General features: G+C 61.9%; 12 protein-coding genes. 5 read left to right on the top strand and 7 right to left on the bottom strand.

Translation table 11 applies throughout. The features are described 5' to 3' along the window. Nucleotides 1-61 precede the first annotated feature (61 nt). The 6 genes from NKH28_RS01295 to NKH28_RS01270 form a co-directional block, all read right to left on the bottom strand. The gene (locus NKH28_RS01295; RefSeq protein WP_013528205.1) at nucleotides 62-211 is read right to left on the bottom strand and encodes a DUF3096 domain-containing protein; all 150 of its coding nucleotides are present in this window, start codon (nucleotides 209-211) and stop codon (nucleotides 62-64) included. A gap of 119 nt (nucleotides 212-330) precedes the next feature. Next, nucleotides 331-1,113: an N-acyl amino acid synthase FeeM domain-containing protein gene (locus NKH28_RS01290; RefSeq protein ID WP_352469883.1), complete on the bottom strand. Its 783-nt coding sequence runs from the start codon at nucleotides 1,111-1,113 to the stop codon at nucleotides 331-333. Nucleotides 1,114-1,263: 150 nt separating this feature from the next. Beyond that, entirely contained in the window at nucleotides 1,264-3,585 is a 2,322-nt protein-coding gene (locus NKH28_RS01285; RefSeq protein WP_352452207.1) for a putative bifunctional diguanylate cyclase/phosphodiesterase, read from the bottom strand. Between the two features lie 152 nt (nucleotides 3,586-3,737). Further along, nucleotides 3,738-7,217: an indolepyruvate ferredoxin oxidoreductase family protein gene (locus NKH28_RS01280; RefSeq protein ID WP_352919233.1), complete on the bottom strand. Its 3,480-nt coding sequence runs from the start codon at nucleotides 7,215-7,217 to the stop codon at nucleotides 3,738-3,740. Between the two features lie 225 nt (nucleotides 7,218-7,442). Further along, on the bottom strand, nucleotides 7,443-7,973 hold the full coding sequence (locus NKH28_RS01275) for a hypothetical protein (RefSeq protein ID WP_352452209.1): 531 nt from the start codon (nucleotides 7,971-7,973) through the stop codon (nucleotides 7,443-7,445). Beyond that, nucleotides 7,966-8,574: a CGNR zinc finger domain-containing protein gene (locus tag NKH28_RS01270; RefSeq protein WP_352469881.1), complete on the bottom strand. Its 609-nt coding sequence runs from the start codon at nucleotides 8,572-8,574 to the stop codon at nucleotides 7,966-7,968. Before NKH28_RS01270 ends, NKH28_RS01275 begins: the two co-directional genes overlap by 8 nt. 140 nt (nucleotides 8,575-8,714) lie before the next feature. Here NKH28_RS01270 and NKH28_RS01265 point away from each other — a divergent pair, with 140 nt between their 5' ends. The 4 genes from NKH28_RS01265 to NKH28_RS01250 all read left to right on the top strand — a co-directional run bounded on the left by NKH28_RS01265 (nucleotide 8,715) and on the right by NKH28_RS01250 (nucleotide 13,226). Continuing rightward, nucleotides 8,715-9,620, top strand: coding sequence for a branched-chain amino acid ABC transporter permease (locus tag NKH28_RS01265; protein WP_352681497.1), 906 nt, complete (start codon nucleotides 8,715-8,717; stop codon nucleotides 9,618-9,620). Nucleotides 9,621-9,824: 204 nt separating this feature from the next. Continuing rightward, on the top strand, nucleotides 9,825-10,409 hold the full coding sequence (locus NKH28_RS01260) for a TRAP transporter small permease subunit (RefSeq protein WP_352919230.1): 585 nt from the start codon (nucleotides 9,825-9,827) through the stop codon (nucleotides 10,407-10,409). Further along, nucleotides 10,409-12,187, top strand: a complete 1,779-nt coding sequence (locus NKH28_RS01255) for a TRAP transporter large permease (RefSeq protein WP_352767436.1) — start codon at nucleotides 10,409-10,411, stop codon at nucleotides 12,185-12,187. Before NKH28_RS01260 ends, NKH28_RS01255 begins: the two co-directional genes overlap by 1 nt. A 16-nt stretch (nucleotides 12,188-12,203) precedes the next feature. Continuing rightward, nucleotides 12,204-13,226, top strand: coding sequence for a zinc-dependent alcohol dehydrogenase family protein (locus tag NKH28_RS01250; protein ID WP_352540377.1), 1,023 nt, complete (start codon nucleotides 12,204-12,206; stop codon nucleotides 13,224-13,226). A 64-nt stretch (nucleotides 13,227-13,290) separates the two neighbouring features. Here the strand turns inward: NKH28_RS01250 and NKH28_RS01245 are convergent, their stop codons facing one another. Beyond that, nucleotides 13,291-14,400 carry a TRAP transporter substrate-binding protein gene (locus NKH28_RS01245; protein WP_352540376.1) on the bottom strand — a complete coding sequence of 370 codons (1,110 nt, stop codon included), beginning with the start codon at nucleotides 14,398-14,400 and terminating at the stop codon, nucleotides 13,291-13,293. A gap of 284 nt (nucleotides 14,401-14,684) precedes the next feature. Between NKH28_RS01245 and NKH28_RS01240 the strand changes: the two genes are divergently transcribed. After that, the gene (locus NKH28_RS01240) at nucleotides 14,685-15,458 is read left to right on the top strand and encodes a gamma-glutamyl-gamma-aminobutyrate hydrolase family protein (RefSeq protein WP_352540375.1); all 774 of its coding nucleotides are present in this window, start codon (nucleotides 14,685-14,687) and stop codon (nucleotides 15,456-15,458) included. Nucleotides 15,459-15,468 lie beyond the last annotated feature (10 nt).

Below are 15,468 nucleotides of genomic sequence, written 5' to 3'. Positions count from 1 at the left end.
GCTGCGCGGAGCGCGGCGATACCAATCACAATGGATGGCAGGTCCGCTATTGCCGATGTCGTTAGCCGGCGAGATGCGGGAACAGGCCGAGCAGGCCGACAACGATCAGATAAAGGGCGACGATATAGTTGAGCAGCCGCGGCATCACCAGGATCAGCACGCCTGCAATCAGCGAGATAAGCGGGGTAAGGGCGAGCGTGGAAATGGTCATATCGGTTCCTTTGATCGGATCGCTATCGAAGCGATGCTTGGCGGATGCCGGCCATGCCGACCTACCACCAGCACCCTTGCCCAGAACGCCGAAGCGACCGGAAGGCTCCATGGGCTCGTTCAGGCGGCTTCGCGAAAATACTTGGCGGTGGGCAGGATGGTCAGCGGCGCGAGTTCGCCGGCACCGGGCGTATCGAACAACATGCGCTGCTCCATTGGCGTCGAACGGAAGAACGGAAAGCGAGCGTAGGTTTCATTCTTGATCGCCAGGACATCGGCTTGATAAAGCAGCGCGAAACAGTTGATCACGCCGGCATAGGGCCGCGCATCGCCAATCGGTCGCGCCCGATAGATGCGCTTGTAGAAAGCCGCATGGTCCTCGCGGATCATGGATATGCAATAAGGCGCGCCGAAATGGAAGCAAGCCATGCCCGCAAGGCGCAGCGTCACATACGGGATCTGCGGGTAAAGCCGTGACCATTCGGCGTCCACGGCAAAACGGCTCGGGTCGATAAAGACTTCGCCGGCCGCCAGACGCGGCATCAACAAGTCCTTGTAGACGCTGAGCGCTGGTGATGTGGCGTTATCAGCGGACACGTTATGCAGGCGCATTGTGCTGACCAGCCGCCCCTCGATATAGATTCCGAACGTATGGCAATTGGGCAGTTCGTCAAACTCGTCATGGACCTGACGAGACGCATTCTCGGGCACCAGATCGTTCATCCGATAGGAATTGTAGCGCAGCCTGTAAATGTTTTCGAAGTCCTCGCCGCTTTCACAGCGTCGGTACTCCGTCCGGTCAAGCAGCGCATAAACATGTTGCGCGAAGCTGGACATGGTCTCGGACGCATCTTTCCCACCAGCGCCCGCCGCATGGCCGAGCGAACTCAACTGGGCACACATGAACTCTATTCCCCGCGATTACCGCCACCAGCCGACACTACGGACGGGTCATGAGATGTAAAGATGAAAATAAGTAGGAGCTCGTTTACCGCTCGTTAAGGTTAACAATTAATAAAATTATACTAAAATACGCGGGTTTTCAGCGCGAAGTCAGCGCCGCGGCGCCTTCCTTGCCGTCTGGATGTCCTTGGCAAAGGGCCAGACGGTGCTCGACATCGTCTCGATGCCGGACGCGCTGAGTGCCGACCCGAACAGAAAGCCCTGGACCAGGTCCGGCTTGACCTGCAATGCCAGGATCTTGAGCTGTTCGAAGGTCTCGACACCTTCGACGGTAACCGAAAGTCCCAGCGGCCGTGACAGGTTGACGATGCCCTTGAGCAATTCGAGCGACCGGCTGTTCTGAGTGACATCCATCAGGAACGAGCGGTCGATCTTGATTTTGTCGAGCGGCAGTTTGTGGAGATAGCTGAGGCTCGAATACCCGGTACCGAAATCGTCGAGCGCAATGCGCACGCCGAGCCGCTTCAACTCCTCGATATATTGGCGTGTCAGCGACTTGTCGTCGAGCAGCGCCGTCTCGGTGACCTCAATCTCCAGACGTCCGGCGGAGAGACCGGATTCAGCCAGCGCGTCGCGAACCTTCTGGATGACATCACGGTTGCGGAAATCCTTGGCCGAGAGATTGACCGACACGCTGGTCTGGGCCGGCCATTTGGCGCATTCCGTGCAGGCCGCATGCAGGACGAAGGTGCTGATGTCGGAAATAATCCCCATTTCCTCCGCCAGCGGAATAAAGATACCGGGGGAAATCGGCCCGAGATCGGGATGATCCCAGCGGCACAGCGCTTCGCAACTGGCGATACGCATCGTGCTCATCGCCACGATCGGCTGATAGACCACCCGCAATTCGTTGTTTTCCACGGCGCTGCGCAGGTCCGCCTTCATCAGCTGACGGCTGCGGAAGGCAGCATCCATGGAGGCCTCGAACAGCCGCCAACCGTTCTTGCCAAGCTCCTTGGCCTTGTAGAGTGCAAGGTCGGCTTTGACGATCATGGCGTCAACGTCGGTATCCTTGACCCGCGACAGCACCGCGCCGCCGGAGGCCTGGATGCGTAATCCGTGGCCGGCGACATCGACCTCGCCCTGTAGATTGACAAAGATCTCGTCAACCTGGCCGGTCAGGTGGCTTTCATCCTCGATGCGCTCGAAGAAGATCATGAACTCGTCGCCGCCGAAGCGGCTGACGGTGATGCCTGGCCCAGCGACTGCCGCCAGCCGCTCGGCAACGGCGTAGATCAATCCGTCGCCGACCGGATGGCCGAGCGTGTCGTTGACGCTCTTGAAATCATCGAGATCGAGCACCACCAGCCCGCAGAGACGCTCGGGATCCCCTGAGGCCATGGCTTCCACCACCAACTCGTGGAAGTAGGCGCGGTTGGGCAGGCCGGTGAGACTGTCGTAGCGCGCCATGAAGCGGATCTTGTCTTCCGCCTCGACCCGGGCGGTCACATCCTCGAAAGTGACGACGCCCAGTTCCTGGCTGCCTTCGCGCGCCGAAAATTCATAGTGCTGGCCGTTGGTGAGCGAGACCAGGACCTTGCGGTCGCGGCCCTCGCGCAACGCACGCGTCAGCTGGGCTTCGATGTAACGGCAATCTTTCGGCGCCAGCATGCCGCCTGCAGCGCCGCGCATCAGCAGACCGTGGATCGAGCGGCCTAGCAGCGCATCGGCCGATTTGAGCGACATCAGGTGCGCGGCTTCGGCATTGGCCACCGCCACCCGGCCGTCGGGACCAAGCATGACAAGGCCATGCGACATGGTGTTGAGCGCGCGGTTGAAACGCTGCGCGATGCGGTTCGCCTTCTTTTCCTCCGACAGGGCGGTAAACAGGACTTCGCGGACGATGTCGGCGAACCGTTTGATCGCAAACAGAAAAGGGGCCGACATCAGACCGAGGATGATGTGGTAGATATCGCCGCGCAGGATAAAGCCAAGCGATATGGGCCATGTGGTGGTTATGATAAAAATCATGACCATCCGCGGCGACCCATAATTGCGGCCGGCAATCGACGTGACCGATGCCAGAGTGACGCAGACAGAGGCTATTTCGGCATAGTTGTCGTGGCTGTCATTTGCCAGATAGATACTGACGAAACAGAACGCGCCAAGCATGAAACCATGCATCGAACCGAAAATTATGTAATCGTTTTCGCGATCATGGGCTTCTTCCCACGTCGTCGGGGAAGGAAGTCGCCCGTATTTTCGGATGTTGCGAAGGCGCAGAGTACCGACAATGATGAGCCCAGCGGCAACTAGAAGATACGCCAAGTCCATGGTCTTCCAATAGACCAGAATGACGAGGAGTGTCTGCGCAACAAGGCCGATCGACAGCGTGAACCCGTCGCGAAACAGCGTTTCCACGAACGGAATGTAAACGTCGACCGGAATCTCGTTTTTTCGTCTCAGATTCACGCCTGGATCCCAACCCTGGGGAACCCAGCAGTGTCACATTGGCCTTAAGAAAGGTTTAGAGCGGCGTTTCGAACCCTGCCAACATCCATTGGTGACGCGGCGGAAGCAGGGAAACTACAGTTCAGGTAAACAAGGCGTATCACAGCGCTGAATTATTCGGCGGCTTGAAGTTGCGGCCGCAGCGGCGCCGTCGAGAGGCGGTCGAGCAGACGCTGGCGTTCGCCGGCGGCTTTTTCGGCACTGGCCTGCTTGACGTGGCCAAAGCCGCGGATGAGCGCCGGTACCGAAACAAGCGCGGCAGCAACCTCGATCTTGCCCGGCGCCAGCGCGCCGGCGACAAGTTCCAGGTCGGCTTCATAGAGGGCAAGAAGCTGCCGCTCCATACGCCTCTCGGCGCTGTAGCCGAACAGGTCGAAAGCGGTGCCGCGCAGGCCCTTCATCGCCGCCAGCAGGCGGAACCCGTTCATCATCCACGGGCCAAAGCTCGATTTCTTCGGCTTCCCGTCACTGCCGCGCCTGCCCATGATCGGCGGTGCGAGATGGAATTCAAGCTTGCCGTAGCTCTGGAACTGCTTTGCGAGCTCTGCGGCAAAGGAGCCGTCCGTATAAAGCCGCGCCACCTCGTATTCATCCTTGATCGCCATCAGCTTGAACAGGTTCTTTGCGGCAGCCTCGGTCACCACGGTCGACCCGGGCACAGCATTGGTTTCGGCCTTGCGCAGCGCCGCCAGTCTGTCGGCATAGCGCTTGCCATAGGCGGCGTTCTGGTAGGCGGTCAGGAAGCCGACGCGGCGAGCAATGATATCGTCCAGCGTCTCGGCAATGGCGGCATGCTGCGTGGCCTTGCCCGGCTGGGCGAGAAGGCTGCGGACGAAATCCGGCTGGTGGGCGGCGCGGCGGCCCCAGCGAAATGCCGCGACATTCATCGCTACTGCCTCGCCGTTGAGCTCGATCGCCTTCTCGACCGCCTCCGCCGACAGCGGCAAGCCGCCATGCTGGAAGGCGAATCCGAGCATGAACATGTTGGCACCAAGCGAGCTGCCGAACAGGGCAGTGGCGGTGCGGGTAGCGTCGAAGAAATGCGTCCTGTCGTCGCCCGCGGCCGTTCTTATCGCCTTCTTCAGCCGCTCGACGGGCAGCGAGAAATCGGCCGAACGGGCGAACTCGCCCGGCATGATCTCGGCAGTGTTGGCGAGGAAGATGGTATGGCCTTCGCGCACCGCGGCCAACACCTTCTTGGCACCTGAAACGACGAGATCGCAGCCGAGCACGAGATCGGCCTTGCCGGCCGATACCCGAATGGCGTGGATGTCGTCCGGCGTGCGGGCGATGCGGACATGGGTGAACACCGAGCCGCCCTTCTGGGCGAGGCCGGCCATGTCGATCATGCCGCAGCCCTTGCCTTCCAGGTGCGCGGCCATGCCCAGCACCGCGCCTATTGTGACGACGCCGGTGCCGCCGACACCGTCGATGATCGCCGCCCAGCCTTGTTCACCGAGCGTAAATTGCGCCGGCGCCGGCACCCCCGCGAGCGGGTCGGCCGCACCGGCTATGCCTTCGGCTTTCCTGATTTTGGCGCCGTGAACGGTGACGAAGGAGGGGCAGAAACCGTTGACGCAAGAGAAGTCCTTGTTGCAGCTCGACTGGTCGATCTTGCGCTTGCGACCGAATTCGGTCTCGACCGGCTGGATCGAGACGCAATTCGACTGCACGCCGCAATCGCCGCAGCCTTCGCAGACCAGCTCGTTGATGAAGATACGCTTGTCCGGATCGGGGAACGTGCCGCGCTTGCGGCGGCGACGCTTCTCGGCGGCGCAGGTCTGGTCGTAGAGCAGCACCGAGACGCCTTTGACCGAACGCAACTCGCGCTGGACGAGATCGAGGTCGTCGCGGTGATGGATGGTGGCGCCGGCGGGAAATTCCACCTTGCCGGTATATTTGTCCGGCTCGTCGGTGACGATGGCGATGCGCTCCACGCCCTCGGCGCGCACCTGTCTTGCGATCATGTCCACCGTCAGGCCGCCCTCGTGCGGCTGCCCGCCGGTCATCGCGACGGCGTCATTGTAGAGGATCTTGTAGGTGATGTTGGCGTCGGTCGACAGCGCGAAGCGGATCGCCAGCACACCCGAGTGGTTGTAAGTGCCATCGCCCAGATTCTGGAAGATGTGCTCGCGCTTCGAGAACGGCGCCTGGCCGACCCACTGCGCGCCCTCGCCGCCCATGGCGGTGAAGCCGACGGTGTTGCGGTCCATCCACAGCGCCATGAAATGACAGCCGATTCCGGCGGCGGCGAGCGAGCCGTCCGGCACCTTGGTCGAGGAATTGTGTGGGCAGCCGGAGCAGAAGAAGGGCGTGCGCGAGGCGATGTCTGACGTGTCGGCCAGCATCGCCTGGAACTGGCGCAACTTCGCCACCCGCGCGGCGATTTCTTCCGACGGGCCGATCGTTCGCAAAATCCTCTCGCCGAGCGCGATGGCAATATCGTTGGGGTCGAGTGCGCCCTTGGCCGGGAACAGCCAGTCGCCGCGCTCGTCCTTCTTGCCGACGATGATCGGCTGCGTCGCGGTGCCGTAAAGGTTCTCGCGCAGTTGCACCTCGATCAGCGAGCGTTTCTCCTCGACGACGACGATGGTATCGAGGCCGCGAGCAAAGTCGGCGATGTGCTGCAGGTCGAGCGGCCACGGGCAGCCGACCTTGAACAGCCTGATACCGATGCGACTGGCGGCCGCTTCGTCGATGCCGATATCCTCCAGCGCCTGGCGAACATCGAGATAACTCTTGCCGATGGTGACGATGCCAAGCTTGGCGCTGCTGCCGCCCGAATAGACGATCCGGTTCAGCCCATTGGCGTGGATGAAGGCCGAAGCGGCGGCGCGCTTGTGTTCATGCAGCCGCTCCTCCTGGCCGAGCATGTCGATCTCGTTACGGATATTGAGGCCGCCGGGCGGCATGTCGAAGTCCGGCACGATGATGTTCAGCCGTTCGAGCGCGGCATCGACCGAGGCCGTCGATTCGATGTTGTCCTTGACGCATTTGATCGCCGCCCAGGTGCCGGCAAAACGCGACATGGCAAAGCCGTAGAGGCCGTAGTCGATGATCTCCTGGACGCCGGCCGGATTAAGGATCGGCACCATGGTGTCGACGAACAGGAACTCGGTGGCATGCGCGTTGGTCGAGGATTCGGCCATGTGGTCGTCACCCATCAGAGCCAGCACGCCGCCATGTTTCGACGACCCGGCGAGATTGGCGTGGCGGAACACGTCGCCGGAGCGGTCGACGCCCGGACCCTTGCCGTACCAGACCGAAAAAACGCCGTCATGGGTACCCTCGCCCAGCAATTCGGCCTGCTGCGAGCCCCAGCAGGCGGTGGCGGCGAGCTCCTCGTTGAGACCGGGCTGGAAGACGATGTCCGACTGCGCGAGCTGGTTCCTGGCCTTCCACAGCTGCATGTCGAGGCCGCCGAGCGGCGAGCCGCGATAGCCGGAGACGAAACCGGCGGTGTTCAGGCCAGCCCGGCGGTCGCGCTCGCGCTGCATCAGAAGCATGCGGATGACTGCCTGGGCACCCGACAGGAAGATCCGCTCCTTTACCAGGTCGAACTTGTCGTCGAGCGCGACATTGTGCAGCGTCATCAGGCATTTCCTGTGCGGAGGCCGCGCCTGGAGGTGCGCGGCCAGCGTCGGAGTCGAGTGCCCACAGTCTTTCTTCCCTTGCCGGGGAGGTCAAACAAAATCGAAGGTGCCAGGCGGTCCGCAACAAACGATCCGTGCGCGGCCGTGTGGCGCCACGAAACGCCTGTCGGGGAGGATGGCCGAGCATGAAAAATTCCGGCGGCGGTCAGTGCCGCTGGTGATGCATCATGCAGCCTTTGGGCAACTGGGCTTCGGTTCACCGGGCAGCTTGCCGTCGACATGGCCGGCCAGGTCCTTGTTGAGCTCGTAGACTGGCCCGACCACCAGAGGCCGGTCGGGCAGGACCGACTGGTCGAGTGAGGACGTCAGAGTGGTCGCGAAACTCTGCAGCAACTTGCCGCTGGAATCCTCGATGCGGATCGACACCGCATAGGGCTTGTCCTTGACAACGCAGGTAAGCGGCGGGCTGGTGAGCGTCACATGCGGCAGCTTCGGCCATATTTTCTGGGTGACGATGATCGGATCACCGCCGGCCGGGTTCTGGAAGGAGACCACAGCGACCTGCCCCTCACCCACCGGCCGCAGCGGATTGAGAGTGATGACATAGGTGGCGATACCCAGCCGGTAGTTGAACTCGAACAGCTTCCCGGAAATGGCGAACAACTGGTCCTTGCCGGAATCACGGCAGGCGCCGAGCGCGGCCGCCGCGAACAACGCCGCGACGACAATCATCGCGCGTGAGAATCTTCTAGACATTGGTGACCTCCCTGGCCGCGGTCCGGCGGCGATAGTGTCGGTTTGCCTTCTGGCGGTTGCCGCACACCGCCATGTCGCACCAGAGGCGGCTGGAATTCCGGCTTTTGTCGACAAACAGCCAGCTGCAGTTCGGACATATCCTCAGCCTGGCAATGGTGTCGCTACGCAGCAGCGACAACGCCGAGACCGCAAGCGCGGCCTCGAAGGCAATCGGCGTCGCCGGATCACCGAACGGTTTTCCAGGCGTGCCGATTTCGGTGCGGCTATGAGCGAGGCCATCGGCGCAGGCTTCCAAGAATTTCGGCATATCGCCGGTCGCGATCGCACCTTTCGATACCGCGCCGCGAAACAGCCGATCGGTCGTCTCCCGGATCGACAGCACCACCGGTGCGATCTTTTCAGGCGCCGGCGCTACGAGCCGCCTGCCACCGAGCTCGGCGGCGCGAAAGGCACTCGCGGCTTCGGCAAAGCGGGCGATCTCGGCCGGATCGTCGAAACGGTCGAAAGTTTTCTCCGGATCGTTCCGCAAAACGACGGTGTTCGCCGTATCGAGCGCCAGCATGCCACCGGTAAAGCGGTGCGGAGTCCAGGATACTGTCATATGGCGAATCTAACTGATAACTCGCGTTTGACAAGTTAGATTCCGGGTGCAACGCTTGTCACTGAGGCGATCGCCGTACTGAGAATATCGTTCGTCCCAAACCTCTGCCCCGATTGCGGGGCATGCATAGAGGGTCTTGCATGCTCTATTTCTTCCAGCAGGTTCTGAACGGGCTGCATTCGGGCGCGCTCTACGCATTGCTTGCATTCGGCTACGTGCTGACCAACGGCATCCTGCACCGTACCAATCTTGCCTATGGCGCGCTGTTCGCCTTTTGCGGGCATACGATGATCCTCACTGCGGCGTTCGGCTATCAGGCGCTGTGGTTAACGCTGTTTGCATCGGTCGCGCTCGGCGTAGCTGCGGCATTCCTTTATGCGGCGCTGCTCAGCCATGTCCTGTCGCGAAGTATCTTCGAACCGCTGGCCGACCGCTCGCCCAACGCCATCGTGGTGACGACGCTCGGCATATTGCTGGTCTTGTCGGAAGCCAGCCGCATCGCCGCCGATACCCATGACCTATGGTTGCCGCCAATGCTGGCCCAGACCATCGTCTTCGCGCAGAATGCCAGCTTCAAGGCGACGTTGACGCTGATCCAATTGCTCGATTGCGCCGCCGTACTGGCGGCCATGGCGCTGGCTGCCTGGGGCTTCGCATATTCGAGCTTCGGCCGGAGCTGGCGCGCCGTATCCGACGATCCCAAGGCGGCTGCGATGTGCGGCGTCGATGTTCGTGCGGTGTTTCGGCACGCGGTGCTTTTCGGCGGCCTTTGCGCGGCACTGGCCGGCGTGCTCGCCGCCTTCTACTACGGTAACATCAGCTTCGGCACAGGGTTGGTCTACGGGTTGAAGATCCTGTTCGTGACCGCAGTGGGCGGCTATCTCTCGCCTTTGCGGGCGGCACTGGGTGCCGCCGCTTTCGGCATGGCCGAATCGCTATGGGCCGGCTATTTCCCGCTCGAATGGCGGGACGGCTGGATGTACCTGTTCCTCGTCGCCATGCTTGTGCTGATCGGCGCCGGCCGCGACCAACAGAAGATCGCCTGAGCCGCACCCGACTTTGCTTGGATGAAAGCGCCGCATGTCCTTGGACATGCAAAGGACGCGGCAGCATTTTGCCGCCCGTCATCTCACAACTGTGTTTATGCGGGGTGTCCCGTGTTGACCCGCCGGACCACGCACTGCATACCGTTGGTCCACAGCGACGCGACGGACAGGGAACCGCCGCGCTCTGACACAAGGGAGGAATGCATGGCAGGGCTTCTCGCTCTTTCCAGAACCATTGACCGTTTGAACGAATTCATCGGCAAATGGGTTTCGTGGCTGATCCTGCTGGCGATCCTGGTCAGCGCCGCCAACGCCGTCATCCGCAAGGTGTTCGACATGTCCTCGAACGCCTGGCTGGAATTGCAATGGTATCTGTTCGGCGCCGCCTTCATGCTGGCCGCCGCCTACACGCTGAAGCAGAACGATCATATCCGCATCGATATCGTCTACGGCATGTTCTCGCGCCGCGTGCAGCACTGGATCGACCTTTTCGGTCACGTCTTCTTCCTGATGCCGTTCGTGACGTTGATGGTGGTCTATTTCGTTCCCTATGTGTCGCTGTCGTATCGCAGCGGGGAGATGTCGAACAATTCCGGCGGGCTGATCATCTGGCCCGCGAAGGCGATCCTGCTGGTCGGCTTTTTTCTGCTCGCGCTGCAGGGCATTTCCGAAATCATCAAGAAAATCGCCATCATGCGCGGTCAGATGGACGATCCCACTCCGTTCATATCGGTGCATGAGCAGGCCGAACTCGAAGCCAAGGCGCTCGCCGAAGAGGTGCGCTCGTGATCGAGTTCATCGCCCAGAACATGGCGCCGATCATGTTCGCCTCGCTGGTCGTCTTCCTGCTGATCGGCTACCCCGTCGCCTTCTCGCTCGCCGCCAACGGCCTGATGTTCTTCTTCATCGGCGTGCTTCTGTCGCCCTATTCGGGCGGTTCGATCAATCTCGCCTGGCCGTTGCTGCATGCGTTGCCGGATAATTTCTATGGCAGCCGGGTGATGTCGAACGATACGCTGCTGGCGATCCCGTTCTTCACCTTCATGGGCATCGTGCTCGAACGATCCGGCATGGCCGAAGACCTGCTCGACACGATCGGCCAGTTGTTCGGACCGGTCCGTGGTGGCCTCGCCTATGCCGTGATTTTCGTCGGCGCGCTGCTCGCCGCGACGACCGGCGTGGTGGCGGCCTCCGTCATTGCCATGGGTCTGATTTCGCTGCCGATCATGCTGCGCTACGGCTACGACCGGCGGCTGGCATCCGGCGTCATTGCCGCGTCTGGGACGCTCGCCCAGATCATCCCGCCATCACTGGTGCTGATCGTCCTGGCCGACCAGCTCGGCCGCTCGGTCGGCGATATGTATAAGGGAGCGCTGATCCCCGGGCTCATTTTGACCGGCATCTACATGCTCTACATCCTGCTCATGTCGATCTTTCGGCCGAAGTCGATGCCGGCCCTGCCGCTTGAGGCCCGCACGCTCGGCCACGGCGTGCTGTCGCTGCTGGCGGCGCTGCTGGCGGCGGTGGTTGTTTCCTATGCGGCGTATCGCTACCTCGCACCGAACCATGGCGGCAACGCCGATATCCTCGGCGCCACTACTGGCGTCATCTTCATCTATGTCGTGGCGATCGTCGACCAGCGCCTGAAGATCAACCTGATGTCCAGACTGGCACAGCAGGTGATCATCGTGCTGATCCCGCCGCTGGCGCTGATCTTCCTGGTGCTGGGCACCATCTTCCTTGGCATCGCCACGCCGACGGAAGGCGGCGCCATGGGCGCCGTCGGCGCGCTTGCAATGGCGGCGGTGAAGGGGCGGCTGTCGCTCGACGTGGTCAAGCAGGCGCTGGCCTCGACGACCAGGCTGTCGTCCTTCGTTCTGTTCATCCTGATCGGCGCGCGGGTGTTCTCGCTGACCTTCTACGGCGTCAATGGCCACATCTGGGTCGAGCACCTGTTGACGTCGCTGCCGGGCGGTGAAGTCGGTTTCCTGATTGGCGTCAACATCCTCGTCTTCGTGCTCGCCTTCTTCCTCGACTTTTTCGAGCTTGCCTTCATCATCGTGCCGCTTTTGGCGCCAGCGGCTGACAAACTCGGCATCGACCTGATCTGGTTTGGCGTGCTTTTGGGCGTCAACATGCAGACCTCCTTCATGCATCCGCCCTTCGGTTTCGCGCTGTTTTATCTGCGCTCGGTCGCCGCGCGCGTGCCCTATCTCGACCGACTCACCGGCAAGCAGATCGCGCCCGTCACCACAGGGCAGATCTATTGGGGCGCAGTGCCCTTCGTCTGCATCCAGGTGATCATGATCGGCCTGACCATCGCCTTCCCGCAGATGGTGATGCACTACAAAGGCACTGTCGTCGATCCTGGCACCATCAACTACCAGGTGCCGGAAACGCCTGGCATCGGCTTGTCGCCGCTTGGCACGCCGCCGGCCAACGGCGGCACTGCCCCGGCCTCACCTTCCCCACCGGATTTGTCGCAGCCGCCGAGCTTCGACGAAAAGCCGCCCGCGAAACCGGCGGCGCCGGCAATCGATCTGTCGCAACCACCGAGTTTCAACTGAGGAAGGCCCGGCAGCCATGAAGGCGGTTCGGTTGGAGCGAGTGGGCAGCCTCGCCGTGTGCGAGGTCGAGAAACCGACCGCCGGGCCGAACGATCTGCTGGTGCGCATCGAGGCGTGCGGCGTCTGCGGCACCGACAGGCATCTTTTCCATGGTGAATTCCCGTGCACGCCGCCGGTGACGCTCGGGCATGAATTCTCCGGCATCGTCGAGGCGGTCGGACCTGCCGTATCCGGCTTTTCCGTCGGCGACCGCGTCACCGGCGATCCCAACATTGCCTGTGGCCGATGCGAGCATTGTCAGGCCGGCCGGGTCAATCTCTGCGGCAATCTACGCGCCATCGGCATCCATCGCGATGGCGGCTTTGCCGAATATCTTGTCCTGCCCCAGAAACAGGCCTTCGTCTTGCCAGGCGATCTGAAGCCTACGCATGGTGCTTTCTGCGAGCCGCTCGGCTGCTGCCTGCATGGCGTGGACCTTGCCGCGATCAAACCAGGCTCGTCGGTCGCGGTGCTCGGCGGCGGCGTGATCGGCCTGCTCACCGTTCAACTGGCAAAGCTCGCCGGTGCGACGACCATTATCTTGTCGACCCGTCAGGCCTCGCGGCGGGCTCTTGCCGAGCAATTTGGCGCAACGGCGACGCTCGATCCCAGCGCCTTCGATGTCATCGATGCGATCGTCGGCCGGTCGGGTTTGATGCCGGGCGGCGTCGACGTGGTGTTCGAATGCGCCGGCGTGAAAGACACTGTTGAGCAGGCGATGCGGCTGGCCAAAGCGGGCGGCACCGTCGTCGTCGTCGGCGTGATGCCGCAAGGCATGAAAGTGGCGTTCGAACCGTTCGATCTGCTGTTCCGTGAGTTGAAGGTCCTGGGTTCCTTCCTCAACCCCTTTACCCATCGCCGGGCCGCCAATCTTATCGCCTCGGGGACGATCGAAGTAGATCGGCTGATATCACGACAGGTCAGCCTCGACGAGGCGGTGGCGATCATTGCCAACCCGCCGGCGCCAGGCGAGGTCAAGGTCGTGGTGGTGCCCGACTGATCGCAAATGAATGCGCTACGGCGCCAGTGTTCCGAAAGGAACACTCCGCCGCGAAGCAACAGGATCAGAGCTTGGCATTGCGCTGCTGGACCATCATGAAGGTGTCATAGTTGTACTCGGCCACCTGCGCCCAGAGATAATGCTCCTTGCGGAACGCCTTGATCGAATCCCAGATCTTCTTGAACGGCGCATTCGAGGCTTCCATCTCGGCATAGACTTCGTTGGCCTTTTCGAAACAGGCGGCCATGATCTCCTGGCTGAACGGGCTCAACTTGGCACCGCCGGCAACCAGCCGCTTAACCGCCGCCGGATTGAGATAGTCGTATTTCTGCAGCATGTTGGCGTCGGCCGCTTGAGCGGCAGTATGCACCAGCGACTTGTAAGCCGGCGAAAGTTCGTCGTATTTCGCCTTGTTGAACATCAGATGGACGGTCGGTCCACCTTCCCACCAGCCGGGATAGTAGTAATAGGGCGCAACCTTATAGAAGCCGAGCTTCTCGTCGTCGTAAGGGCCGACCCATTCGGCGGCGTCGATCGTGCCTTTTTCCAACGCCGGATAAATGTCGCCACCGGCGATCTGCTGCGGAACCACCCCGAGCCTTTGCACCACTTTGCCGGCAAAACCACCGATACGCATCTTGAGGCCGGAAAGGTCGGCGACCGTTTTGATCTCCTTGCGGAACCAGCCACCCATCTGCACGCCGGTATTGCCGCCCGGCAGCCCGAACAGACCTTGCGTCGCCAGGAACTCGTTGAACAGATCGATGCCGCCGCCATGATAGTGCCAGGCGTTGATGCCGCGCGCGTTGAGCGAAAACGGAACCGCCGCTCCCAGCGCCCACGTCGGGTCCTTGCCCCAGTAATAGTATGCCACGGTATGGCAGGCCTCGACCGTGCCGGCTGTGGTGGCATCGGCGGCCTGCAGGCCGGGAACGAGTTCGCCGGAGGCGAAGACCTGGACCTGGAAGTTGCCGTCGGTCGCCTCCGACAGCATCTTGGAAAACACTTCGGCGCCGCCATAGATCGTATCGAGCGACTTCGGGAAGGACGACGCCAGTCGCCAGGTCACTTTCGGATTGGACTGGGCGATGGCCGGCGCAGCAAGTGTCGCGGCAGCGGCCGCAGCGCCGAAACCGGTGGTGCCGGCCTTGCGGATGAACGAACGACGATCCATGAAGTTCCTCCCTTTTGGATCCACTGACCGACATTCGGGACACTTCGGCGCCCGGATCGGCTTCGAGCCGACAATACACAGGCAAGGAGTCGAGTCCAGCACGGCAGCCCGGTTTGAGTGGCGCATTTCGGGGAAATTCACGGCGTTGGGGCAGATCTTGCAACTATAGTCTAAGGTCGATTAACTGGCCTACGCGACACGCCGAAACTTGCCATGGAAATGCGCCTTCGGATCGCCTATTTTGCAGGCAGATAATTCGTTGCACCCGATGGGATCCGGACCAAATGCACCAGCCGCTCGTCGCCGTATCGACCGATGTCCGCCAGTTCGACAATTACACCTGGCATGCCGCGCCACAGCAATATCTCGAAGCGGCGCTTTCGGGTGCAGGCGTGTTCCCGCTGCTGGTACCGTCCTTCGGCGACCGGCTCGACTTCGACGAACTGCTTTCCGCCGTCGACGGCGTCATGGTCACCGGCTCCAAATCGAACGTTCATCCCTCGCTCTATGGCGGTGACGCCAGCGAAGCCAATGGTCCTTACGACTCCGCCCGCGACGCGACGACGTTGCCGCTGATCCGCCGGGCGGTGGAGCGCGGGGTGCCATTGCTCGCCATCTGCCGCGGCATCCAGGAGATGAATGTGGCGCTGGGTGGCACGTTGGCCACCGAAATCCAGGAACGCGCCGGTTCGCTCGATCATCGTGCGCCGGCAAGCGACAATCAGGACGAACGCTTCGCCATCCGCCAGAGCGTGGCGATAAAACCCGGCAGCTGCCTGGCCGGGGTCTTCGGCGCCGGCGATATCATGGTCAATTCGGTGCATCGCCAGGCCATCGACCGGCTTGGCCCAAAGCTGCAGGTCGAAGCGGTCGCCGCCGACGGCACTGTCGAGGCGGTTTCGGTGCGCGATGCACGGGCTTTCGCTGTCGGCGTCCAGTGGCATCCCGAATACTGGGTCAAATCGGACAGTATCTCGGTAAAGATATTTCGCGCATTCGGCGATGCGGTGCGCCTGCATCAGGCGGCGAAATCGGGTGTGCGCGCAGCCGCGGAATAGTCCTGCCGCG

Origin of the sequence: Mesorhizobium sp. M1227, from assembly GCF_040318315.1 — a bacterium.
In the GTDB taxonomy this organism is placed as follows: domain Bacteria; phylum Pseudomonadota; class Alphaproteobacteria; order Rhizobiales; family Rhizobiaceae; genus Mesorhizobium.
The sequence above is the reverse complement of the archived record's forward strand: the minus strand, read 5'-3'. Positions and strand labels throughout refer to the sequence as shown.

What these genes read in the sequence shown, in the direction of transcription:
- NKH28_RS01295 (WP_013528205.1), bottom strand. Translation starts at nt 211, where the DNA reads ATGACCATTTCCACGCTCGCCCTTACCCCGCTTATCTCGCTGATTGCA.
- NKH28_RS01290 (WP_352469883.1), bottom strand. Translation starts at nt 1,113, where the DNA reads ATGTGTGCCCAGTTGAGTTCGCTCGGCCATGCGGCGGGCGCTGGTGGG.
- NKH28_RS01280 (WP_352919233.1), bottom strand. Translation starts at nt 7,217, where the DNA reads ATGACGCTGCACAATGTCGCGCTCGACGACAAGTTCGACCTGGTAAAG.
- NKH28_RS01275 (WP_352452209.1), bottom strand. Translation starts at nt 7,973, where the DNA reads ATGTCTAGAAGATTCTCACGCGCGATGATTGTCGTCGCGGCGTTGTTC.
- NKH28_RS01270 (WP_352469881.1), bottom strand. Translation starts at nt 8,574, where the DNA reads ATGACAGTATCCTGGACTCCGCACCGCTTTACCGGTGGCATGCTGGCG.
- NKH28_RS01265 (WP_352681497.1), top strand. Translation starts at nt 8,715, where the DNA reads ATGCTCTATTTCTTCCAGCAGGTTCTGAACGGGCTGCATTCGGGCGCG.
- NKH28_RS01260 (WP_352919230.1), top strand. Translation starts at nt 9,825, where the DNA reads ATGGCAGGGCTTCTCGCTCTTTCCAGAACCATTGACCGTTTGAACGAA.
- NKH28_RS01250 (WP_352540377.1), top strand. Translation starts at nt 12,204, where the DNA reads ATGAAGGCGGTTCGGTTGGAGCGAGTGGGCAGCCTCGCCGTGTGCGAG.
- NKH28_RS01245 (WP_352540376.1), bottom strand. Translation starts at nt 14,400, where the DNA reads ATGGATCGTCGTTCGTTCATCCGCAAGGCCGGCACCACCGGTTTCGGC.
- NKH28_RS01240 (WP_352540375.1), top strand. Translation starts at nt 14,685, where the DNA reads ATGCACCAGCCGCTCGTCGCCGTATCGACCGATGTCCGCCAGTTCGAC.